The 17,647-nt window shown below is 68.0% G+C and carries 21 protein-coding genes; 7 read left to right on the top strand and 14 right to left on the bottom strand.

Going from position 1 to position 17,647, the window contains the following annotated elements; all coding sequences use genetic code 11:
* Positions 1-86 precede the first annotated feature (86 nt).
* On the top strand, positions 87-266 hold the full coding sequence (locus tag ASF87_RS09880; protein WP_042538996.1) for a YegP family protein: 180 nt from the start codon (positions 87-89) through the stop codon (positions 264-266).
* 85 nt (positions 267-351) lie between these two features.
* Here the strand turns inward: ASF87_RS09880 and ASF87_RS09875 are convergent, their stop codons facing one another.
* Genes ASF87_RS09875 through ASF87_RS09865 form a run of 3 tightly spaced genes read right to left on the bottom strand, consistent with a single transcriptional unit; the run spans position 352 to position 2,751 of the window.
* Positions 352-1,107 (bottom strand): amino acid ABC transporter ATP-binding protein, encoded by a 756-nt coding sequence (locus ASF87_RS09875; protein ID WP_056375692.1) that lies wholly within the window; start codon positions 1,105-1,107, stop codon positions 352-354.
* On the bottom strand, positions 1,104-1,901 hold the full coding sequence (locus ASF87_RS09870) for an amino acid ABC transporter permease (protein ID WP_056375691.1): 798 nt from the start codon (positions 1,899-1,901) through the stop codon (positions 1,104-1,106). Before ASF87_RS09870 ends, ASF87_RS09875 begins: the two co-directional genes overlap by 4 nt.
* Positions 1,902-1,935: 34 nt before the next feature.
* Positions 1,936-2,751 (bottom strand): transporter substrate-binding domain-containing protein, encoded by an 816-nt coding sequence (locus tag ASF87_RS09865; protein ID WP_056375690.1) that lies wholly within the window; start codon positions 2,749-2,751, stop codon positions 1,936-1,938.
* 236 nt (positions 2,752-2,987) lie between these two features.
* Between ASF87_RS09865 and ASF87_RS09860 the strand changes: the two genes are divergently transcribed.
* The 3 genes from ASF87_RS09860 to ASF87_RS09850 are packed head-to-tail and all read left to right on the top strand — an operon-like array spanning position 2,988 to position 8,981.
* Complete coding sequence (locus ASF87_RS09860; protein WP_056375689.1) at positions 2,988-3,758, top strand: hypothetical protein; 771 nt, start codon at positions 2,988-2,990, stop codon at positions 3,756-3,758.
* A complete protein-coding gene (locus ASF87_RS09855; RefSeq protein ID WP_082508825.1) occupies positions 3,748-7,677 on the top strand; it encodes a Pls/PosA family non-ribosomal peptide synthetase in 3,930 nt (1,309 codons plus the stop codon). Before ASF87_RS09860 ends, ASF87_RS09855 begins: the two co-directional genes overlap by 11 nt.
* Positions 7,674-8,981 (top strand): M1 family metallopeptidase, encoded by a 1,308-nt coding sequence (locus tag ASF87_RS09850; RefSeq protein ID WP_056375687.1) that lies wholly within the window; start codon positions 7,674-7,676, stop codon positions 8,979-8,981. The genes ASF87_RS09855 and ASF87_RS09850 overlap by 4 nt, the downstream gene beginning before the upstream one ends.
* A 44-nt stretch (positions 8,982-9,025) precedes the next feature.
* Here ASF87_RS09850 and ASF87_RS09845 read toward each other — a convergent pair whose 3' ends face one another.
* From ASF87_RS09845 to ASF87_RS09815, 8 genes are all read right to left on the bottom strand, one after another.
* Positions 9,026-9,649: a 4'-phosphopantetheinyl transferase family protein gene (locus ASF87_RS09845; RefSeq protein WP_056375686.1), complete on the bottom strand. Its 624-nt coding sequence runs from the start codon at positions 9,647-9,649 to the stop codon at positions 9,026-9,028.
* Between the two features lie 44 nt (positions 9,650-9,693).
* Entirely contained in the window at positions 9,694-9,993 is a 300-nt protein-coding gene (locus ASF87_RS09840) for a Dabb family protein (RefSeq protein ID WP_056375685.1), read from the bottom strand.
* Positions 9,990-10,280 carry a glutaredoxin family protein gene (locus ASF87_RS09835; protein ID WP_056375684.1) on the bottom strand — a complete coding sequence of 97 codons (291 nt, stop codon included), beginning with the start codon at positions 10,278-10,280 and terminating at the stop codon, positions 9,990-9,992. The genes ASF87_RS09840 and ASF87_RS09835 overlap by 4 nt, the downstream gene beginning before the upstream one ends.
* A complete protein-coding gene (locus ASF87_RS09830; RefSeq protein ID WP_042538979.1) occupies positions 10,277-10,579 on the bottom strand; it encodes a rhodanese-like domain-containing protein in 303 nt (100 codons plus the stop codon). Before ASF87_RS09830 ends, ASF87_RS09835 begins: the two co-directional genes overlap by 4 nt.
* 81 nt (positions 10,580-10,660) lie before the next feature.
* The gene (locus ASF87_RS17505) at positions 10,661-10,759 is read right to left on the bottom strand and encodes a 30S ribosomal protein bS22 (RefSeq protein WP_003792170.1); all 99 of its coding nucleotides are present in this window, start codon (positions 10,757-10,759) and stop codon (positions 10,661-10,663) included.
* Positions 10,760-10,895: 136 nt separating this feature from the next.
* A complete protein-coding gene (locus tag ASF87_RS09825; RefSeq protein WP_042538977.1) occupies positions 10,896-11,087 on the bottom strand; it encodes a helix-turn-helix domain-containing protein in 192 nt (63 codons plus the stop codon).
* A 77-nt stretch (positions 11,088-11,164) separates the two neighbouring features.
* Positions 11,165-12,091: a cyclase family protein gene (locus ASF87_RS09820; RefSeq protein ID WP_056375683.1), complete on the bottom strand. Its 927-nt coding sequence runs from the start codon at positions 12,089-12,091 to the stop codon at positions 11,165-11,167.
* Positions 12,092-12,358: 267 nt separating this feature from the next.
* On the bottom strand, positions 12,359-12,775 hold the full coding sequence (locus ASF87_RS09815) for an ArsR/SmtB family transcription factor (protein WP_042539424.1): 417 nt from the start codon (positions 12,773-12,775) through the stop codon (positions 12,359-12,361).
* Between the two features lie 103 nt (positions 12,776-12,878).
* On the opposite strand from ASF87_RS09815, the gene ASF87_RS09810 reads away from it, so the two are divergent.
* Positions 12,879-14,309 (top strand): TrkH family potassium uptake protein, encoded by a 1,431-nt coding sequence (locus ASF87_RS09810; protein ID WP_056375682.1) that lies wholly within the window; start codon positions 12,879-12,881, stop codon positions 14,307-14,309.
* Positions 14,302-14,973 carry a potassium channel family protein gene (locus ASF87_RS09805; protein WP_042538973.1) on the top strand — a complete coding sequence of 224 codons (672 nt, stop codon included), beginning with the start codon at positions 14,302-14,304 and terminating at the stop codon, positions 14,971-14,973. Before ASF87_RS09810 ends, ASF87_RS09805 begins: the two co-directional genes overlap by 8 nt.
* Before the next feature lie 17 nt (positions 14,974-14,990).
* Here ASF87_RS09805 and ASF87_RS09800 read toward each other — a convergent pair whose 3' ends face one another.
* Positions 14,991-15,278: a DUF1905 domain-containing protein gene (locus tag ASF87_RS09800; protein WP_056375681.1), complete on the bottom strand. Its 288-nt coding sequence runs from the start codon at positions 15,276-15,278 to the stop codon at positions 14,991-14,993.
* Between the two features lies 1 nt (position 15,279).
* Positions 15,280-16,119, bottom strand: a complete 840-nt coding sequence (gene proC / locus ASF87_RS09795) for a pyrroline-5-carboxylate reductase (protein WP_056375680.1) — start codon at positions 16,117-16,119, stop codon at positions 15,280-15,282.
* A 60-nt stretch (positions 16,120-16,179) separates the two neighbouring features.
* Here proC and ASF87_RS09790 point away from each other — a divergent pair, with 60 nt between their 5' ends.
* A complete protein-coding gene (locus tag ASF87_RS09790; protein WP_042538967.1) occupies positions 16,180-17,151 on the top strand; it encodes a cation diffusion facilitator family transporter in 972 nt (323 codons plus the stop codon).
* Positions 17,152-17,172: 21 nt separating this feature from the next.
* On the opposite strand, the gene ASF87_RS09785 is transcribed toward ASF87_RS09790, so the two are convergent.
* Entirely contained in the window at positions 17,173-17,628 is a 456-nt protein-coding gene (locus ASF87_RS09785; RefSeq protein WP_056375679.1) for a nucleoside deaminase, read from the bottom strand.
* Positions 17,629-17,647 lie beyond the last annotated feature (19 nt).

Below are 17,647 nucleotides of genomic sequence, written 5' to 3'. Positions count from 1 at the left end.
ATCGCGCTCTATCGCTGGGCCAGCACTCCGGGATACCGTGACCCGAGGGGCGCCGCCCCTCCGACATGACAGAGAAAGGACGCCTCATGGCAGGCAAGTTCGAGCTGTACGCCGACCGCTCAGGTGGGTACAGGTTCCGCCTCAAAGCCGGAAACGGTGAAGTCATCGCGACCAGCGAAAGCTACACCACGAAGGCCGCCGCCAAGAACGGGATCGAGTCGGTGAAGACCAACGCCCCGGGCGCAGAAGTCGTCGACGTCGACTGACTTCCGAGTTCGCGCTTCACACACAGAGACCCCCTCCTGCTGATTCAGCAGGAGGGGGTCGCTGCGCGCGGCGGTGATCCTGGGATCAGAGCACGCGGGCCAGGAAGTCCTGCGTACGCGGATGCTGCGGGTTGGCGAGCACCTCGCGCGGGTCGCCCTCTTCGACGATGTGTCCGCCGTCCATGAAGATCAGTCGCGACCCGACCTCGCGGGCGAAGCCCATCTCGTGCGTGACGACGAGCATCGTCATTCCCTCATCCGCGAGTGAGCGCATCACCTGCAGCACCTCGCCGACGAGCTCCGGGTCGAGCGCCGACGTGGGCTCGTCGAACAGCATCATGTCGGGGTTCATGCACAGCGCACGCGCGATGGCGACGCGCTGCTGCTGACCGCCCGAGAGGTGTCCGGGAAAGGCGTCCGCCTTCTCGGCGAGACCGACGCGTCCGAGCATCTCCTTCGCGACCCGCTCAGCCTCGGCCTTCGACCGCTTCTTCACGCGCTGCTGCGCGATCATGAGGTTGCCCATCACGTCGAGGTGGGGGAACAGGTTGAAGCTCTGGAACACCATGCCGATGCGCGTGCGCACGCGGTCGATGTCGACGTCGGGATCGGTGATGTCGATGCCCTCGATGAGCACCTTGCCGCCGGTCGGCTCCTCGAGCAGGTTCACCGAGCGCAGCAGCGTCGACTTGCCGGAGCCCGACGGGCCGATGATGCAGACGACCTCGCCGGCGGTGACGGTGAGATCGATGCCCTTGAGCACCTCGTTGTCGCCGAAGCTCTTCACGAGCCCCTGCAGGTCGATCGCTGGCGCGTGGACGTCAATCAGATCGGTGATCATCGCTGCCTCGACATCCTTCGTTCCAGGTACGCGCTGAAGCGCGTGAGGGGGATCGTCACGATCAGGTAGAGCGCCGCGGCCATGATCAGCGGCGTTCCGTTCGCATTCTGCGTGCTCGCATCACGCGCGAAGTTCGTGAGCTCCTTCGACCAGATGAAGGAACCAGCGACGAAGAGCAGCGAGGTGTCCTTCAGCAGCAGCACGAACTCATTGGTCAGCGGCGGGATGATGATGCGGAAGCCCTGCGGAACCACGATCCAGAAGGTCGTCTTCATGGGCGACATGCCGAGCGAGCGCGCGGCCTCGGTCTGCCCTTTCGGAACCGCCTGGATCCCCGCCCGGATGGTCTCGGCCATGTAGGCCGACGCCACCAGGATCAGACCGATCAGACCGAGCACCACCGGTCCACCCAGCTTCGTGCCCGGCACGCCGAGTCCGATCGGCAGGATGAACGCGATCGCGAAGATCGTGAGGATCGCGGGAAGCCCGCGGAACAGCTCGATCCACGCCGTCGCGATCCACCGGAAGGGCCCGATGCTCGACAGCTTGAGCAGCGCCAGCACGATGCCGAGCAGCAGACCACCGGCGAACGCGACGGCGGTGAACCACAGCGTGTTGACGAGTGCCGTGGTGATGATGCCCGGGAGCATCTTCGCCGCGACCTCGGGGTTGAAGTACAGCTGCGCGATGCGTGCCCAGTCGGTGCTGACGATCAGCCAGACGACGACTGCAATCAGCACCGCATAGACGGTGTACCGGTAGAGCTTGCTCTTCGTGGTGCGCCTCAACGCCATTGTCAAGGTCTCCCTGTCCTACGTCGCTCGCCGATTACTTCGCGGTGAAGTAGGTGTCGTAGATCGTCTGGTAGTCGCCGCTGTCGCGCAGATCCTGCAGCGCACCGTCGATCGCCTCGCGCAGCGCGTCCTTCTCGCCCTTCGCGTAGGCGAAGCCGTAGGACTCACCGGTCTCGTACTCCTCGACGATCTTGTAGGCGCTGTCGGCCTTCTCGTGCTCGAGGTTCACCGGCTGGTCCTGCAGGATCGCATCGATCTGACCGGCCTGCATAGCGGGCCACAGCTCGCCGTCGGACGGGTACTGCACGAGCTGCGCGCCCTCGGCGTTCTCGGTCGCGTACGCCTCGCCAGTGGTGCCCTGCTGCACGCCGACGTTCTTGCCCGAGAGGTCGTCGATCGACTCGATACCCGAGTCGGTGCGCACGAGCAGCGACTGCAGCGACTCGTAGTACGGCTCGGAGAAGTCGATGTTCGCCTTGCGCTCGTCGGTGATGGTCATCGCGGAGGCGCCGACGTCGCACTGGCCTGCGGCGAGGGTCGTGCCCGACTGCAGAGCGTCGAATCCGACGTCCTGAACGGCGAGCTCGAGGTCGAGCTCCTTGGCGATCGCATCGAGCAGGTCGATGTCGAAGCCGGTGTAGCCGGTGCCGTTGTCGCCGCCCTCGAATTCGAACGGAGCGTAGGGGATGTCGGAGCAGACCGTCAGAGTGCCCGCCTCGATGAGGCCGTACTCGTCGCCGGCCGCCGGCTCTCCCGAGCCTGCGTCTCCGCTGCCCGTCGCACAGCCGGCGAGGGCGAGAGTGGCGGTCGCGGCGAGCGCGATCCCGGCGATGATGTTGCGACGGCGCATGTCAGCTCCTGAACGACGAGGGTGTGAGTGCCCACGGACGGGTAGGAGAACATCTAAACATGCACCACCGGGCCCGACCGGTCGCCAGCCGCCTTCCGCGGATCACATTTGTGTTGCAAGTGTGACGGGATATGACATGGCCCGGGACCGGCGCGGCACCGATTGTTCACCTTGCCTGAGTATCCTCTGTGCCAACTCCCGGGCGGACGCGCTCGGGTCGCACAGGAGGATCGACCATGGCCAAGAATAGCCCAGCCCACCGGAATGCCGAGGCAGCACTCGATGCCGCCAAGGATGCCGCGAAAGATGCGAAGAAGCTGATCAAGACCCTTCCGAAGAAGGCGGCCAAGAAGCTCAAGCCTCTCGTCGAGGACGCGAAGGACGCGGCGAGCGCCTCGAAGAAGAAGATCGCCGACCGGCCCAAGAAGGTCGCGAAGTCGGCCACCGCCGCCACCGAGCGACTTCAGGAGGCCGCCGCGCGCCTGCAGGCGCCGAAGAAGGCCGACACGAAGAAGGGCGACAAGAAGGACGCGAAGAAGTCCGACGCCAAGAAAGCCGAGACGAAGAAGCCCGGGGCGAAGAAGCCCGGGGCGAAGAAGGGCGACGCGAACAAGTCCGAGACAAAGAACACCTCGCCCTCGAAGAAGGCTGACGCCACGACGTCCGACGCTCTCTCGTCGCCCGCAGTGACGACCACCGAGGCGAAGACAGCCCCGGTCGCACCGAAGGCAGCGAAGCCGGCGACCGCAGTGACGCCAGCGACGACGAAGGTCGCCCCTGCTCCCGCGGTCCCCTCCACGACCACGGCGACGGCTGCCGCTCGTCCGGCGAAGAAGACGGCCACCGCGAGGACCGCGACGCCGAAGTCCGCCGCACCGTCGTCATCCCCGGAGTCCGAGCTGAGCGATCTCACGGTCGTCGAGCTCCGGGCCCGTGCCCGCGCCGAGGGCCGCAGCGGATACCCGCGACTGTCGAAGGCCGCGCTGCTCGACCTCCTTGCGAACTGACGTGCAGGAGGCGCTCGACCGCGCTGCCGAGGCGCCACTCCCCCGCACACTGATCGATATCCTCCGCGACACCACCGAACAGCATCCCGATGCGTCAGCTATCGAAGACGCCGACGGTGCGGTGAGCTACGCGGAACTGCTGGCGCAGGTGTGGCGCACGGCTGCCGTGCTGCGAGAGCAGGGCGTGAGCCAGGGCGATCGCGTCGGCATCAGGATGACGTCTGGTCGCCGTGACCTCTATATCGCGATCCTCGGCGCGATGGCGGCCGGCGCGGCATACGTCCCGGTCGACGCGGACGACCCCCAGGAGCGGGCCGATCTCGTCTTCCGTGAGGCGCGCATCGTCGGCATGATCACCGATGCGGGATACCTCCCCGCGGACACCTCTGATGCGAGACAGCTGTTCTCCAGCGCGACACCCCACCCGAGCACGTCGGCGGTGCCCGTCGTCGCCCCTCCGACCGTCGACGACGACGCCTGGATCATCTTCACCTCCGGCTCGACGGGGGTCCCTAAGGGCGTCGCCGTCTCACACCGTTCCGCAGCGGCCTTCGTCGACGCCGAGGCGCGCCTGTTCCTGCAGGATGCCCCACTGGGCCCCGGCGACCGCGTGCTCGCGGGCCTCTCGGTCGCGTTCGACGCATCGTGCGAAGAGATGTGGCTCGCATGGGGCCACGGCGCATGCCTCGTTCCGGCACCGAGGGCTCTGGTCCGGTCGGGCGAGGATCTGGGCCCCTGGCTGCTCGGGCACGGGATCACCGTCGTCTCGACGGTTCCCACGCTCGCAGCCCTATGGCCCCAGGATGCGATCGAGAACGTGCGGCTGCTGATCTTCGGAGGCGAGGCCTGCCCACCAGAACTGGTCGCCCGGCTGGCATCCGATGGTCGCGAGATCTGGAACACGTACGGCCCGACCGAGGCCACCGTCGTCGCCTGCGCTTCTCTGATGGACGGCACCGGCCCCGTGCGCATCGGACTGCCTCTGGACGGCTGGTCGCTGGCCGTGGTCGATGCAGAAGGTCAGCGCGTCGCCGACGGCGAAGCGGGCGAGCTCATCATCGGCGGCGTCGGCCTCGCCCGCTACCTCGACCCGGTCAAGGACGCCGAGAAGTACGCCCCGATGCCGACGCTCGGCTGGGACCGCGCCTATCGCTCCGGCGACGTCGTGCGCGTCGAGCCCGAGGGCCTGATTTTCCAGGGCCGTGCCGACGACCAAGTCAAGATCGGCGGTCGCCGCATCGAGCTCGGCGAGGTCGAGGCAGCGCTGCAGGGGCTGAGCTCGGTCTCGGCGGCGACCGTGGTCGTGCAGAAGACCGATGCCGGCATGCCGATCCTCGTCGGCTATGTGGTCCCCGACGAGGGCTTCGACCGGCAGGTGGCGCGCGGCGAGCTCGCCGAGATGCTGCCGGCTCCTCTGATCCCGCTGCTCGCGATCGTCGACGATCTGCCCGTGCGCACGTCGGGCAAGGTCGACAAGGCGGCTCTTCCGTGGCCCCTCCACTCCGGCGACGCGGGCGAATCCTCGCTCTCTGGAACCGCCGCGTGGCTCGCCGAGCAGTGGTTCGCCGTGCTCGGCATCCGCCCGAGCGATGAGGACGCCGACTTCTTCCAGCTGGGCGGAGGCTCGCTCGCCGCCGCCCAGCTGGTCTCGCGCCTGCGCACCCGCGCACCCGAGTTCACGATGACCGACGTCTACGACCTGCCGAGACTGCGTCAGATGGCCGATGCCGTCGACGAAGAGGCCGACGATGAGGACGCCGCGGAACGGGTCTTCAGCCAGCAGGCACCCACACCGCGGCGGATGCAGTGGGTGCAGACCATCGCCGGGTTGCCGCTGTTCGTGTTCACCGGCATCCGCTGGCTGCTCTTCCTGCTCACCGCGAGCTGGATCCTGCGCCTGTCACCCGGATTCGAGTTCCTTCCCGCCGTCCCGGTGTGGACGATCATCGTCGGCCTGGTGATCTTCGTGACCCCGCTGGGCAAGATGACGATCGCCGCGGTCGCCGCCCGCCTGCTGCTCGCGGGACTCCGGCCCGGCGACTACCCGCGGGGTGGCGGCGTGCACCTGCGCCTGTGGCTCGCCGAGCAGATCGCGCAGCAGGTCGACCCGGTGGGACTCGCAGGCGCGCCCTGGGTCGTGTACTACGCCAGGGCGCTCGGCGCGCGCATCCACAAGGACGTCGATCTGCACACGGTGCCCCCGATCACGGGCATGCTCGACATCGGGTCCGGCGCCTCGATCGAGCCCGAGGTCGACCTCACCGGGTACTGGATCGACGGCGACACCGTGCGCATCGGCGGCATCCGCATCGGCGCGGACTCGACGATCGGCGCACGAAGCACCCTCGCCCCCGGCACGAAGATCGGCCGCGGCGCCGAGATCGCACCCGGTTCAGCCGTGTTCGGCCGCGTGCGGTCGGGGCAGCGCTGGGCCGGATCCCCGGCGGCCCGCGTCGGCGGCGTCTCGAAGCCGTTCGCGGCCGGTCGTCCGCCGAGCCGCACCCGTTGGTTGTGGGCCTACGCCGCGTCCTCGGCTTTCCTCGGCATCCTGCCGGTCATCTCTCTGGCGACCGGAGCGTGGGTGGTGGCGCTCGGCATCCGAGGAGCAGACTCCCTCACCGCCGCCGTTCCCGGCATCCTGGCGCTGCTCGTTCCTGCTGTGCTTCTCTCGGGCGTGGTCTTCGCCGCCCTCGTGCTGGTTCTCGTGCGCGTGCTCGGGGTGGGCCTCGGCGAAGGCGTGTACCCGGTGCGCTCTCGCGTCGCGTGGCAGGCGTGGACGACCGAACGCCTGCTGGATTCCGCGCGCACCTTCCTCTTCCCGCTGTACTCCAGCAGCTTCACCCCGTTCTGGCTGCGTGCCCTCGGCGCCGACGTCGGTCGCGATGTCGAGGCGTCGACGGTGCTGCTCATCCCGAAGCTCACGACGATCGCCGACGGCGCGTTCCTCGCCGACGACACCATGGTCGCCACATACGAGCTGCAGGGCGGGTGGATGCGACTGGGCACTGCGCGGATCGGCAAGCGCGCCTTCCTCGGCAACTCCGGCATGGCGGCCGGTGGGCACAACGTGCCCCGAGACGGCCTGGTGGCCGTGCTGTCCGTCGCGCCGCCCAAGGCGAAGGCCGGGTCGTCGTGGTTGGGCTCGCCCGCCGCTCGACTGCGTCGTGTCGTGAACGACTCCGATCTCGAGCGCACCTACCGCCCCCGCACCGGTCTGCGGGTGGCGCGAGCATTGTGGGAGCTGGGCCGCATCATCCCGGTGTTCGTGACCTGCGCGATCGGACTGGCCGTGATGCTCACGCTCGCCGCCGTGGTCGACGCGTGGGGGCTCGGATGGGCGGTCGTGCTCTCCAGCGCCGTCATGCTCGCCGCCGGCGCGATCGCCGCCCTCGTCACGACAGCAGCGAAATGGATCATCGTCGGGCCGATTCGCGCGGGAGAGCATCCGCTCTGGTCGAGCTTCGTCTGGCGCACCGAGGTATCCGACACGTTCACCGAGATGGTCGCCGCCCCCTGGTTCGCGAACGCGGCCTCCGGCACGCCCGCCCTCGCCATCTGGCTGCGCACGCTCGGAGCCAGGATCGGTCGAGGCGTATGGACCGACAGTTACTGGCTGCCCGAACCTGATCTCGTGACGCTCGGCGACGGCGCCACGGTGAACCGCGGATGTGTGGTTCAGACGCATCTGTTCCATGATCGAGTGATGAGCATCGACGCAGTGACCCTCGAGAACGGTGCGACCCTCGGGCCGCACAGCGTGATCCTCCCCGCGGCGACGATCGGTGCGGATGCGACGGTCGGCCCCGCGTCGCTCGTGATGCGCGGCGAGTTCGTGCCCGTAGGCAGCCGATGGAGCGGAAATCCCATCGGCCCCTGGCGCGCGGTCAAGGTGCGCTCCTACCAGGCGTCGGACGCATGAACGTCGACCCCTACACCCCGCACAGCGGCGATCGCCGCTACGCGGTGCTGCACTACGATCTCGCCATCGACTATCGGGTGACCACGAACCGGCTCGCCGGCATCGCGACGATCCGACTGCGGATGCAGGAGACGGCCAAGCACGTGTCCTTCGATCTCGTCGGGCTCAAGGCCACGAAGGTGCGGGTGAGCGGTGACCGAGCCGCCTCGTTCCGTCAGGACGACCGGCGGCTCAAGGTGGCCTTCGGCGGCGAGCGCGCAAGCGGTCAGGAACTCACCGTCACGGTCGAGTACTCGGGGGCGCCCTCGCCGCGCCGCACCCGGTGGGGACTCCTCGGCTGGGAAGAGCTGGAAGACGGCGTGCTGGTCGCGTCGCAGCCCACGGGTGCCCCGACCTGGTTCCCCTGCAATGACATCCCCTCCGACAAGGCGACCTATCGTCTGGAGTTCACGGCCGACCCCGAGTACACCGTCGTGAGCGGCGGCGCAGCCACCCGGTCGACGCAGCGAGGCCGCACGCGCTGGACCTTCGACCAGCCGGTGCCGACAGCGACGTATCTGATGACCGTGCAGCTCGGTCAGTACGACGACGACAGGGTCGAGCTCGGTGCGACGCCGGGGCGTCTGTTCCACCCCCGGGCGCTCGCACCCCGGGTGCGCTCGGACTTCGCCGCGCTGCCGCAGATGATGGAGACGTTCGTCGAGGCCTTCGGCCCGTACCCCTATGAGTCGTACAAGATCGTCGTCACCCCGGACGTCCTCGAGATCCCGCTCGAGGCGCAGGGCATGGCGATCTTCGGCGCGAACCACGTCGACGGGTCGGGCGGCAGCGAGCGGCTGATCGCGCACGAGCTGGCACACCAGTGGTTCGGCAACAGCGTCGGCGTCGCCCGCTGGCAGGACATCTGGCTGAATGAGGGATACGCGTGCTACTCGGAGTGGCTGTGGTCGGAGGCCGCCGGAGGCCCCACCGCCCATGCGAAGGCCCGGTCGCATCACGCCAGCCTCCGCCTCCTCCCCCAGGATCTCGTGCTCTCGGATCCCGGCCCCACCGACATGTTCGACGACCGCGTGTACAAGCGCGGCGCACTCACCCTGCATGCTCTGCGTCTGACGATCGGCGATGAGCGGTTCTTCGCTCTGACGCGCGAGTGGACGTCGCGCTTCGCCGGGCTCGCGGTGACGAGTGACGACTTCCTCGGGCTGGTCGACGAGATCGCCGACGGCCAGGCGCGCGCGCTTGTGCGGACCTGGATCGACGAGCTCCCGCTGCCCGCCCTTCCTGCTGCGCGACCCCGGCGCTGACGCTGACGCCGCGCTGACGCTGACGCCGCGCTGACGGTGGAGGATCAGCCGACGGCGACGCTCAGCACGAATCCGGGGGGCCCGACGAGCGTCGCGATCTCCAAAGGACTCGCACGCCCGGGAAGCACTGCTGACCACGCGCACGGGTCCATGTCATCGGCGCTCGGATGCAGGAGCACCTCCGACGGGTCGATCTCGAAACCTCGACCATCCGCCTTGACGGCCGCTTCGATGCGCGTCCACGCCGCGAGATCGGGGGCGGCGCCGTCGGGGAACATCGACCCCAGTCCGTGGAGGCGTCCGGCCGCCGCCGCATCCTCGACATCCACGCCCAGCAGGATGGACCCCGCTGTCGCCGCGACCACGACAAGATCCTCCGCGTGGCTCACGCTGAGCGACACGTCGGCCGAGCGCGGTCGGCCGTGGTCGGCTCCGCATCTGTCGCAGCGGCTGGAGAGCAAGACCTCGTCGGAGCCTCGGATCCTGCGCACGAGTGTGCGGATCAGCGCCCTCCCCGCCAGGAAGCCCTGAGCGCGGCTGCCACTCAGCTGGCGGACGCGGTCGACCTGCTCCTGCCCCATCGCGGCAGCATCGATCTCGGTGAACCCCTGAAGGTCCGAGGGCCGCGCCCACGCGACGGTCACGTCGTGCCAGATGGTCTCGCCCATGACTCCGCCTGCTCCCGTCGGATCGGCAGCTGCAGCCCGGCGGCTCAGACCTCGAAGTCGACAGCCACGCGCGACGCGACCACCGAGCGCACGTATGCCACGACCTCTTCATGAGCGGGGTGCACCTGGTACTCCTCCAGGGCCTCGATGGAATCGACGTCCGCGACGAGCGTGACGTCCCAGTTCGCGTCCGGATATGCGATGTTCGCGCCCGCAGAGATCGAGCGAAGCTGCGGCACGACGCCCTCGAGTGCGTTCAGCCTGCGGGCCACCTCGGAGGCCTGTTCGGAGCGCGTCGCCGCGTCGTCTGCGGCGAGCTTCCAGGTGACGACGTGACGAATCATCGCGCTTCCTTCTTCAGTGCGTCCTGCTGCACAGCGGCTTCGAGAGCATCGCGCAGTCGGTCGGCCGACAGGCGCCAGTGCGCGTGCAGCTCCCCGTCGATGAGGACGACCGGGATCTTCTCCCACCACAGCTCGTAGAGCGCGGGGTCGTCCTTGATCGACGCCTCGACGATCTCGATCCGCTCGGCAGCCGCGTCAGGGAGTTCGGCGACGACGGAGTCGATGATCTCGGACGCGACGTCGCACAGGTGGCAGTCGGGCTTGCCGATGAGGGTCAGCGTGGTCACGCCGACGGCACCTCGACCTCGCGGCCCTGAGCGATCCACTCGCCCGTGCCGCCCTCGACGTTGGTCGCGTCGTACCCGCGGGATTCGAGCGCCTCGACGACGCGCGCCGACCGTCCGCCGGCCTGGCAGATGACGTCGAACGACTCCGCCGGGAGCTCTTCGAGTCGGTTGCCGATCTCGGACATCGGGATGTTGACCGCGCCGGGGACGTGTCCGGCGGCGTACTCATCCACCTCGCGGACATCGATGAGCGGAGTGTTCGAACGCTCGGCGAGTTCGGTGACGGTGATCGACTTCATGGCATGCTCCTGCGACGAGTGGGAAACCGGGGGCAGAGACACAAAGCGCCCGTCCGGAGACAGGCGCTCGTGTCTGGTCGCTTACTTCTTGTTGCGACGCTGGTGGCGAGTCTTACGAAGCAGCTTGCGGTGCTTCTTCTTCGCCATGCGCTTGCGGCGCTTCTTGATGACAGAACCCACGGAAACCTCACTAAGTCAGTGGCTGGGTGTCGTCGGTGACGGACACCCGGGTACGGGCACGGAAAAAATGCCTCGGATCAGTCTAGCAAACAGTGAAGCTCTCGCTGCACGCGCTCACGGGACCGAGCGGAGAGCGTCAGCCGACGTCGGCTATCGGTCGCTGCAGAGCATCGGCCACCGCAGATTCCGGAACCCGGAAACTTCGACCGAAGCGAATGGCTGGCAGCTCCCCAGCGTGCACCATTCGATAGACGGTCATCTTCGACACGCGCATGAGTTCGGCGACCTCAGCCACCGTAAGGAACCGGACATCTGGAACCTCGGGCATCCCACGTACCCCTTTCTCGATTTGTGCACACTCTAGGGGGAATCTGGGACGCGTGTAAACCCATGTGGCCTGTGTGATCAGTGAGCATCGCCGACCGTGGCGAAGGCACGCACCGGGAACGTCCCGAATCCACGCACGGCCGGAGGAGCCGCCGTGAACCGCGCACCACGGGCGGGCACCGCGGACAGGCGGGTCAGGTGCTCGACCACATGGATGCCGGCGGCCAGCAGGATGCTGTGGGCCGGCCGCTCGCCGCCGCTCTCCGTGTCGTCGATGTTGAGCGAATCGATGCCGACGAGTGCGACCCCGGCGTCAGCCAGGAACCGCGCTCCTTCTTCGGTGAGGAACGGTGCCCCGCGGCCGTATTCCGGAGTGCCGAAGTGCTCACTCCACCCGGTGTCGAGCAGCACCGCGGCGCCTCGGAGCTCACGGTCCGCGAGCGTCACCGCTTCGATCCCCCGGCGCTCGGCGCTCCACGCGTCGTGCAGGTGGAAGACCTCGGCGCGTAGGCCGACGAGCGAGCTGAGCTCGAGCGAGGCCAGGTCCCCTCCGTCCTCGTACCGGTGGAACGGCGAGTCGAGGTAGGTGCCCGTGTTGCCGATCATCGTGATGATGTCCATCGCGAACTCCGTGCCCTGTGCGTACTTCGAGCGGGAGTCCTCACGCGTGAGGTGCGGAGTGATCGTGGGGGCAGGGAGGCCGGGGTAGGTCACGAGCCCCGCTTCGATCGTGTGGCTGAGATCGATGACCCGCGGTGACGGAGCGCTCCCCTCCACGCCTCGACTGCCGCGGTGCGCCTCTTCCACGATGCGGAGCCGGTGCAGCTCGACGGCGCTCACGAGAGCAAGACCGAGATGCCGCACCAGCAGCGCTCCGATCGCTTCGGAGTCGATGTCCGGACCGGGAAGGTCGAGACGGAAGCCTTCTCCCGTCATTCCCCCGCCATTGGCGAACGAGATCGTGAAGTCGAAGTGCGCTCGGTACGAGGGCGAAGCTGTCGTCATGCTCACATCATGGCAAGCGCGAGACGCGATCGGCGAGACCTGTTCGTTCTCGCCGTTCGTGCACTCCTGACTCGGCGCCTTTCACGAGCGGAGCATGCGGGTCACAGCGGAGACATAGGACGTGTGCCGCAACCGTTCAGACTGCACTGGGATGCTGAATGCACGACTCACGATGGCACCGTCCGAGTCACGCGGGCTGGGGCCCGCGGCCACGCCCCCGATGACAGACCCCCCACTGTCAGCGGGGGCGAAGTGCGTCCGGGGGCGTCAGCCGCCGAGGCGCTTGAGCGCGGTGGTGACGACGTGCCTCGCCGACGCGGCGGCACGACCGACGACCTCGGCCGCGTGCGCGGCTCCGTCGGGAAGCGGCAGTCCGGGGTAGTCGATGTCCGGCGCATCGTCGCCGTAGGCATCCATGAGGAACGGGACGAGCCAGTCGTCGACGACCTCCAGCGGCTCGACGGCGAGGCTGTAGAAGCGCCGCTGGCCGTCTTCGCGCACGCTGACCAGTTCAGCCTCGCGGAGCACCTTGAGGTGCTTCGAGACGGTGGGCTGGCTGATGCCGAGCTCGGCGACGATATGGCTCACGCTCGTACCGGCGTCCCCTTCGGTGGTGCGTCGCAGGAGGAGCTGGAGGATGTCGCGCCTCGTACCGTCTGCGATCACGTCGAAGATGTCCGTCATGTGATCAGGGTAGTCGTCCCCGGCACGGAGTACCATGACGAAGGCTCGGCGATCGGCGTCGTGCAGCCGCGGTGCGCGGCGAGGGGAAGCGAAGGGGGACTCGATGTCGGGCATCGCTTCGGCGTCGTCACCTCGACAGCGTCTTGAGAACGCCGCCTCCTGGGGCAAGCACATCGTCACCTCGTCGCCCTCGCGCTTCGCGATCGTCATCTTCGCGATGCTCATCCTCGTCTTCACCGTTCTGCTGTCGCTGCCGATCGCGTCGGCATCGCGCACGGTCACGCCGCTGGCGGATGCACTGTTCACGGCTGTGTCGACCATCTGCGTCACAGGCCTCGCCACCGTCGACATGGCGAACCACTGGTCTCCGTTCGGACATGTGCTGATCTTCGTCGGCGTGAACATCGGCGGACTCGGCGTGCTCACCCTGGCGTCGCTGATGGGCCTGGTCATCTCGAAGCGCCTCGGGCTGCGGGCCAAGCTCATGGCCGCCGGAGACACGAACCCGCTGCGAGCGCACGGCGGCGTCGTGAACGAGAGCCAGACCGTTCGATTGGGCGAGGTCGGCCAGCTCCTGCGCACCGTCGCGGTGTCGTCGCTCATCATCGAGGGCGCCCTCGCGATCCTCCTCTACCCCGCGCTGGTCCTGGCGGAGGTCGACCCGATCGCCGCCCTGTGGGAGGCGCCGTACTTCGCCGCCATGGCATTCACGAACACCGGGTTCGCTCCCAACGACGGCGGCGTGGCCGTCTTCGCCGACGACTACCTCGTGCTGTCGCTGCTGATGGTGGGCGTCTTCCTCGGCAGCATCGGCTTCCCCGTGATCTACACCTTGGCCAAGCACGTGTGGCACGTGAAGAAGTGGTCGCTGCACACCAAACTCACCCTCGTCACCACCGTGCTCCTGTTCGTGCTGGGTGCCGCGGTGTTCCTGATCCTCGAGTACGCGAACCCGAAGACGTTCGGGTCGATGGACGCCGCAGACACCACGTTCCAAGCCTTCTTCCTCTCGGCGATGACGCGTTCGGGCGGCTTCAACGTGATCGAGATGGACGACCTGAACGGCTCGTCGCTGCTGGCCGCGAGCATGCTGATGTTCGTCGGCGGCGGTTCGGCATCCACCGCCGGAGGAATCAAGGTCACCACTCTCGCCGTGCTCGCCATCGCCGTGTGGTCGGAGGCGAAGGGACGTCAGTCGGTCGAGGTCTTCGGCCGCCGCATCCCCAGCGACGTGCAGCGGGTGGCGCTCAGCGTCGTCGCCTGGGGCGCCACGATCGTCGCGCTGTCGACGATCATCATCGCCCAGATCACCAAGGCAGACATCAGCCATGTGCTGTTCGACGTGATCTCGGCGTTCGGCACCGTCGGCCTCTCGACGGGTCTCACCGCCGAGCTCCCCGATTCCGCCTCGTACGTGCTCGCGACCACCATCTTCATGGGGCGCGTTGGTACAGTGACTCTCGCCGCGGCAGTCGCCGCGACGTCGCGATCGCAGTATTACTCGCTGCCCGTGGAAAGGCCGATCGTTGGTTGAAGTGCTCCGGGGCGACGCTCCCGTACTCGTCATCGGCCTGGGCCGCTTCGGCGCCGCGTGCGCAGGAGAGCTCGACCGCCTCGACCGCGAGGTGCTCGCGATCGACGGCAATCTGGAGCTCGTGCAGAAGTGGTCCGACCGCGTCACGCACACCGTGCAGGCCGACGCCAAGAACATCGACGCCCTGCGTCAGATCGGCGCGCAGGACTTCCAGGTCGCCGTCGTCGCGGTCGGCTCGTCGATCGAGGCCTCCGTGCTGATCACCGCGAACCTCGTCGACCTCAAGGTGCCGCAGATCTGGGCGAAGGCCGTCTCGCAGTCCCACGGGAAGATCCTCGCCCGCGTGGGTGCCAACCACGTCATCTACCCCGAGCGCGAAGCCGGCGAGCGCGTCGCTCACCTCGTCTCCGGCCGGATGCTCGACTTCATCCGCTTCGACGACGACTTCGTGCTGGCGAAGATGTACCCGCCGAAGTTCATCCGTGGCGTGGGCTTGAACGAATCCGGCGTGCGCAGCAAGTACAAGGTCACCGTCGTCGGCGTGAAGAGTCCGGGCAAGCCGTTCCGCTACGCCGAGGCGAACACGATCGTCACCAACCACGACCTCATCATCGTCTCGGGAACCAACAGCGACATCGAGCGCTTCGCCGCGCTCGACCGCTGAGCGGCAGCCCCGCGAGTTCAGGCGTCGATGTCGAGCGTGATCTCGACGACGTCGTCGATGCCGACGCCCTCCCGATCCTGCAGCGCCTTCTTGATCGGCACGATGTACCCGCCATCCTTCGGCCACAGCGCCGTGGTCACGGTCGTGCGCCCGATCGTCACGGATGCGGGGATCATCCCCCACCCGTAGGTGACGACGCTGGCTATCTCGCCGATCATCTCGCTCTCGGCCGGCGGCACGGTGACGAAGTGGAACGGCGCCGGTCCGCGCCAGAACCAGATCTCTCCCGAGAACCGCAGCTGCATGTCATCCTCCTGCGGCAAGTTCCTTCGCCCGCGCCAGCGCCGCGTCGGCGGCCTGCGCGAACGTCCGGTCGAGGTGCGCCTCCTGCAGCACAGCGACGGCCCGCTCGGTGGTGCCCTTCGGACTCGTGACCCTGCGACGGAGCTCAGACGGCTCCTCCCCCGACGCGTCGAGCAGCGCGGTCGCACCGATGAAGGTCTGCTCCACCATGACTCGCGCGTCGCTCTCGCTGAACCCCATGCCGACGGCGGCCTTCGTGAGCTCCTCGATGAGCAGGTAGACGTAGGCGGGGCCCGAACCCGAGATCGTCGACAGCGCGTCGATCTGCGACTCGGGAACCTCGACGACAGCGCCCACGGTCGCGAAGAGGCGGTGCACGAGGGCGAGGTCGTCGGCGGATGCGGCCGCCCCCGCCGCGAGACCGGTGACGCCCTTGCCGACGGTCGACGGCGTGTTCGGCATCGAGCGGATGACACGGACATCGGCGCCGAGGTTGTCGGCGAAGGTCTGCAGGGTGACCCCGGCCGCGAGACTCACCACGATCGCGTCTTCGGGCAGGGAGGGAGCGATCTCGCGCAGCAGATCGGGGACCATCGCCGGCTTCACCCCGACCAGGACGATACGAGCCGACTGGACGGACTGTGCATTGCCGTCCGGCGTCTCGGAAAGCGCGATGCTCGTGACGCCGTCGAGGTCGGCGAAGGCCCCTGCCTTCTCGGGGGTGCGGTTCGTCGCAGTGATGCCTCCGTCGACGGGAATCCCGGATGCGACGACCCCTCGGAGGATCGCACCGCCCATGGAACCGGCACCGAGGAACGCGAGAGCGGGAAGAGATTCAGCCATGTCGTCATCCTACGGCGGGCGCACCGGGCGACCGCGGGCGAGCCGATCTAGACTCGACGCATGAGTGCATCCGGCGGCGGCAAGGCCATTCTCGCGGCGTTCCTGGCGAACCTGGGCATCGCCCTGGCGAAGTTCATCGCCTGGGCGCTCTCAGGATCCGCGTCGATGCTCGCCGAGGCGATCCACTCGGTCGCCGATTCCGGCAACCAGCTGCTGCTCATGCTGGGCGGCCGCAAGGCGAAGCGCGAGGCCGACCGAGCGCACCCGTTCGGCTATGGCCGAGAGCGTTACGTCTACGCGTTCGTCGTGTCGATCATCCTGTTCTCCGTCGGAGGCCTGTTCGCGATCTACGAGGCGATCGACAAGCTCACCCACCCGCACGAACTCGACAAGACCTGGTGGTGGCTGCCGCTCGTCGTGCTCGTGGTCGCGATCGGCCTCGAGTCGTTCTCGCTGCGCACGGCCGTCAAGGAGAGCAACCTCGTGCGCGATGAGGGCCAGTCGTGGGTGTCGTTCGTGCGCCGCGCCAAGGCGCCGGAGCTGCCCGTCGTGCTGCTCGAGGATGTCGGGGCGCTGACCGGTCTCACCTTCGCACTGCTCGGTGTGGGATTGACCATCATCACCGGCAACCCCGTGTTCGACGCACTCGGAACGCTGATGATCGGCATCCTGCTCGTGCTCATCGCGATCGTGCTCGGAGTCGAGACCAAGAGCCTCCTCGTGGGCGAGGGAGCCACCCCGGCCGATCACGATCGCATCGTCGATGCGATCAACGCCGGCGACGAGATCGAGAAGATCATCCACATGAAGACGCTCTACCTCGGACCGGACGAGTTGATGGTGGCGGCGAAGATCGCGCTCAATGCCGACAAGCCGCTGCGCGAGGCCGCGGTCGACATCGACGCGATCGAGGCCCGCATCCGCGAGGCCGTGCCGACGGCCAGGGTCATCTACATCGAGCCCGACGTGTACCGGCCGTCACTCGACCCTGAGCCGTCGACCGACGTGTTCGTGCTCAAGTCCTCGGACTGACTCCCCCGAGGTCCGCGACCGTCAGCGGCGCTGCTCGAAGAAGTCCCGCAGCAGCGCCTTGGCGGCGTCTGCCTCGACCCCGCCGATGACCTCGGCGCGATACGGCAGCCGACGATCACGCAGCACGTCGTACATGGATCCGGCGGCCCCCGCCTTGTCGTCCCAGGCTCCGAAGACGACCCGAGTGATCCTCGCCTGCAGGATCGCCCCCGCGCACATGAGGCAGGGCTCGAGCGTGACGACGAGGGTGTGGCCCTCGAGATTCCACGAGCCGGCCGATGCCGCGGCCGCACGCAGCGCCTCGACCTCGGCGTGACCGGTCGGGTCGCCGGTCGCCTCGCGGTTGTTGCGCCCCTCGGCGATGATGCGCCCTTCGGCATCGAGCACCACGGCACCCACCGGGATCTCCGCGGCGTCCGCCGCGTCTGCCGCGAGAGCGAGTGCGCGTTGCATCGCGATGAGGTCGGCGGCGGTCATGGGTCGAGCCTACGACAGC

Source organism: Microbacterium sp. Leaf161, from assembly GCF_001423645.1.
Classification (GTDB): Bacteria; Actinomycetota; Actinomycetes; order Actinomycetales; family Microbacteriaceae; genus Microbacterium; species Microbacterium forte.
This window is presented reverse-complemented; position numbering and strand designations above follow the sequence as displayed.

What these genes read in the sequence shown, in the direction of transcription:
- ASF87_RS09825 (WP_042538977.1), bottom strand. Translation starts at nt 11,087, where the DNA reads ATGCCCGAGGTTCCAGATGTCCGGTTCCTTACGGTGGCTGAGGTCGCC.
- ASF87_RS09785 (WP_056375679.1), bottom strand. Translation starts at nt 17,628, where the DNA reads ATGACCGCCGCCGACCTCATCGCGATGCAACGCGCACTCGCTCTCGCG.
- ASF87_RS09860 (WP_056375689.1), top strand. Translation starts at nt 2,988, where the DNA reads ATGGCCAAGAATAGCCCAGCCCACCGGAATGCCGAGGCAGCACTCGAT.
- ASF87_RS09800 (WP_056375681.1), bottom strand. Translation starts at nt 15,278, where the DNA reads ATGCAGCTGCGGTTCTCGGGAGAGATCTGGTTCTGGCGCGGACCGGCG.
- ASF87_RS09880 (WP_042538996.1), top strand. Translation starts at nt 87, where the DNA reads ATGGCAGGCAAGTTCGAGCTGTACGCCGACCGCTCAGGTGGGTACAGG.
- ASF87_RS09850 (WP_056375687.1), top strand. Translation starts at nt 7,674, where the DNA reads ATGAACGTCGACCCCTACACCCCGCACAGCGGCGATCGCCGCTACGCG.
- ASF87_RS09875 (WP_056375692.1), bottom strand. Translation starts at nt 1,107, where the DNA reads ATGATCACCGATCTGATTGACGTCCACGCGCCAGCGATCGACCTGCAG.
- ASF87_RS09810 (WP_056375682.1), top strand. Translation starts at nt 12,879, where the DNA reads ATGTCGGGCATCGCTTCGGCGTCGTCACCTCGACAGCGTCTTGAGAAC.
- ASF87_RS09790 (WP_042538967.1), top strand. Translation starts at nt 16,180, where the DNA reads ATGAGTGCATCCGGCGGCGGCAAGGCCATTCTCGCGGCGTTCCTGGCG.
- proC (WP_056375680.1), bottom strand. Translation starts at nt 16,119, where the DNA reads ATGGCTGAATCTCTTCCCGCTCTCGCGTTCCTCGGTGCCGGTTCCATG.
- ASF87_RS09830 (WP_042538979.1), bottom strand. Translation starts at nt 10,579, where the DNA reads ATGAAGTCGATCACCGTCACCGAACTCGCCGAGCGTTCGAACACTCCG.
- ASF87_RS09820 (WP_056375683.1), bottom strand. Translation starts at nt 12,091, where the DNA reads ATGACGACAGCTTCGCCCTCGTACCGAGCGCACTTCGACTTCACGATC.
- ASF87_RS09845 (WP_056375686.1), bottom strand. Translation starts at nt 9,649, where the DNA reads ATGGGCGAGACCATCTGGCACGACGTGACCGTCGCGTGGGCGCGGCCC.
- ASF87_RS09840 (WP_056375685.1), bottom strand. Translation starts at nt 9,993, where the DNA reads ATGATTCGTCACGTCGTCACCTGGAAGCTCGCCGCAGACGACGCGGCG.
- ASF87_RS09865 (WP_056375690.1), bottom strand. Translation starts at nt 2,751, where the DNA reads ATGCGCCGTCGCAACATCATCGCCGGGATCGCGCTCGCCGCGACCGCC.
- ASF87_RS09870 (WP_056375691.1), bottom strand. Translation starts at nt 1,901, where the DNA reads ATGGCGTTGAGGCGCACCACGAAGAGCAAGCTCTACCGGTACACCGTC.
- ASF87_RS09815 (WP_042539424.1), bottom strand. Translation starts at nt 12,775, where the DNA reads ATGACGGACATCTTCGACGTGATCGCAGACGGTACGAGGCGCGACATC.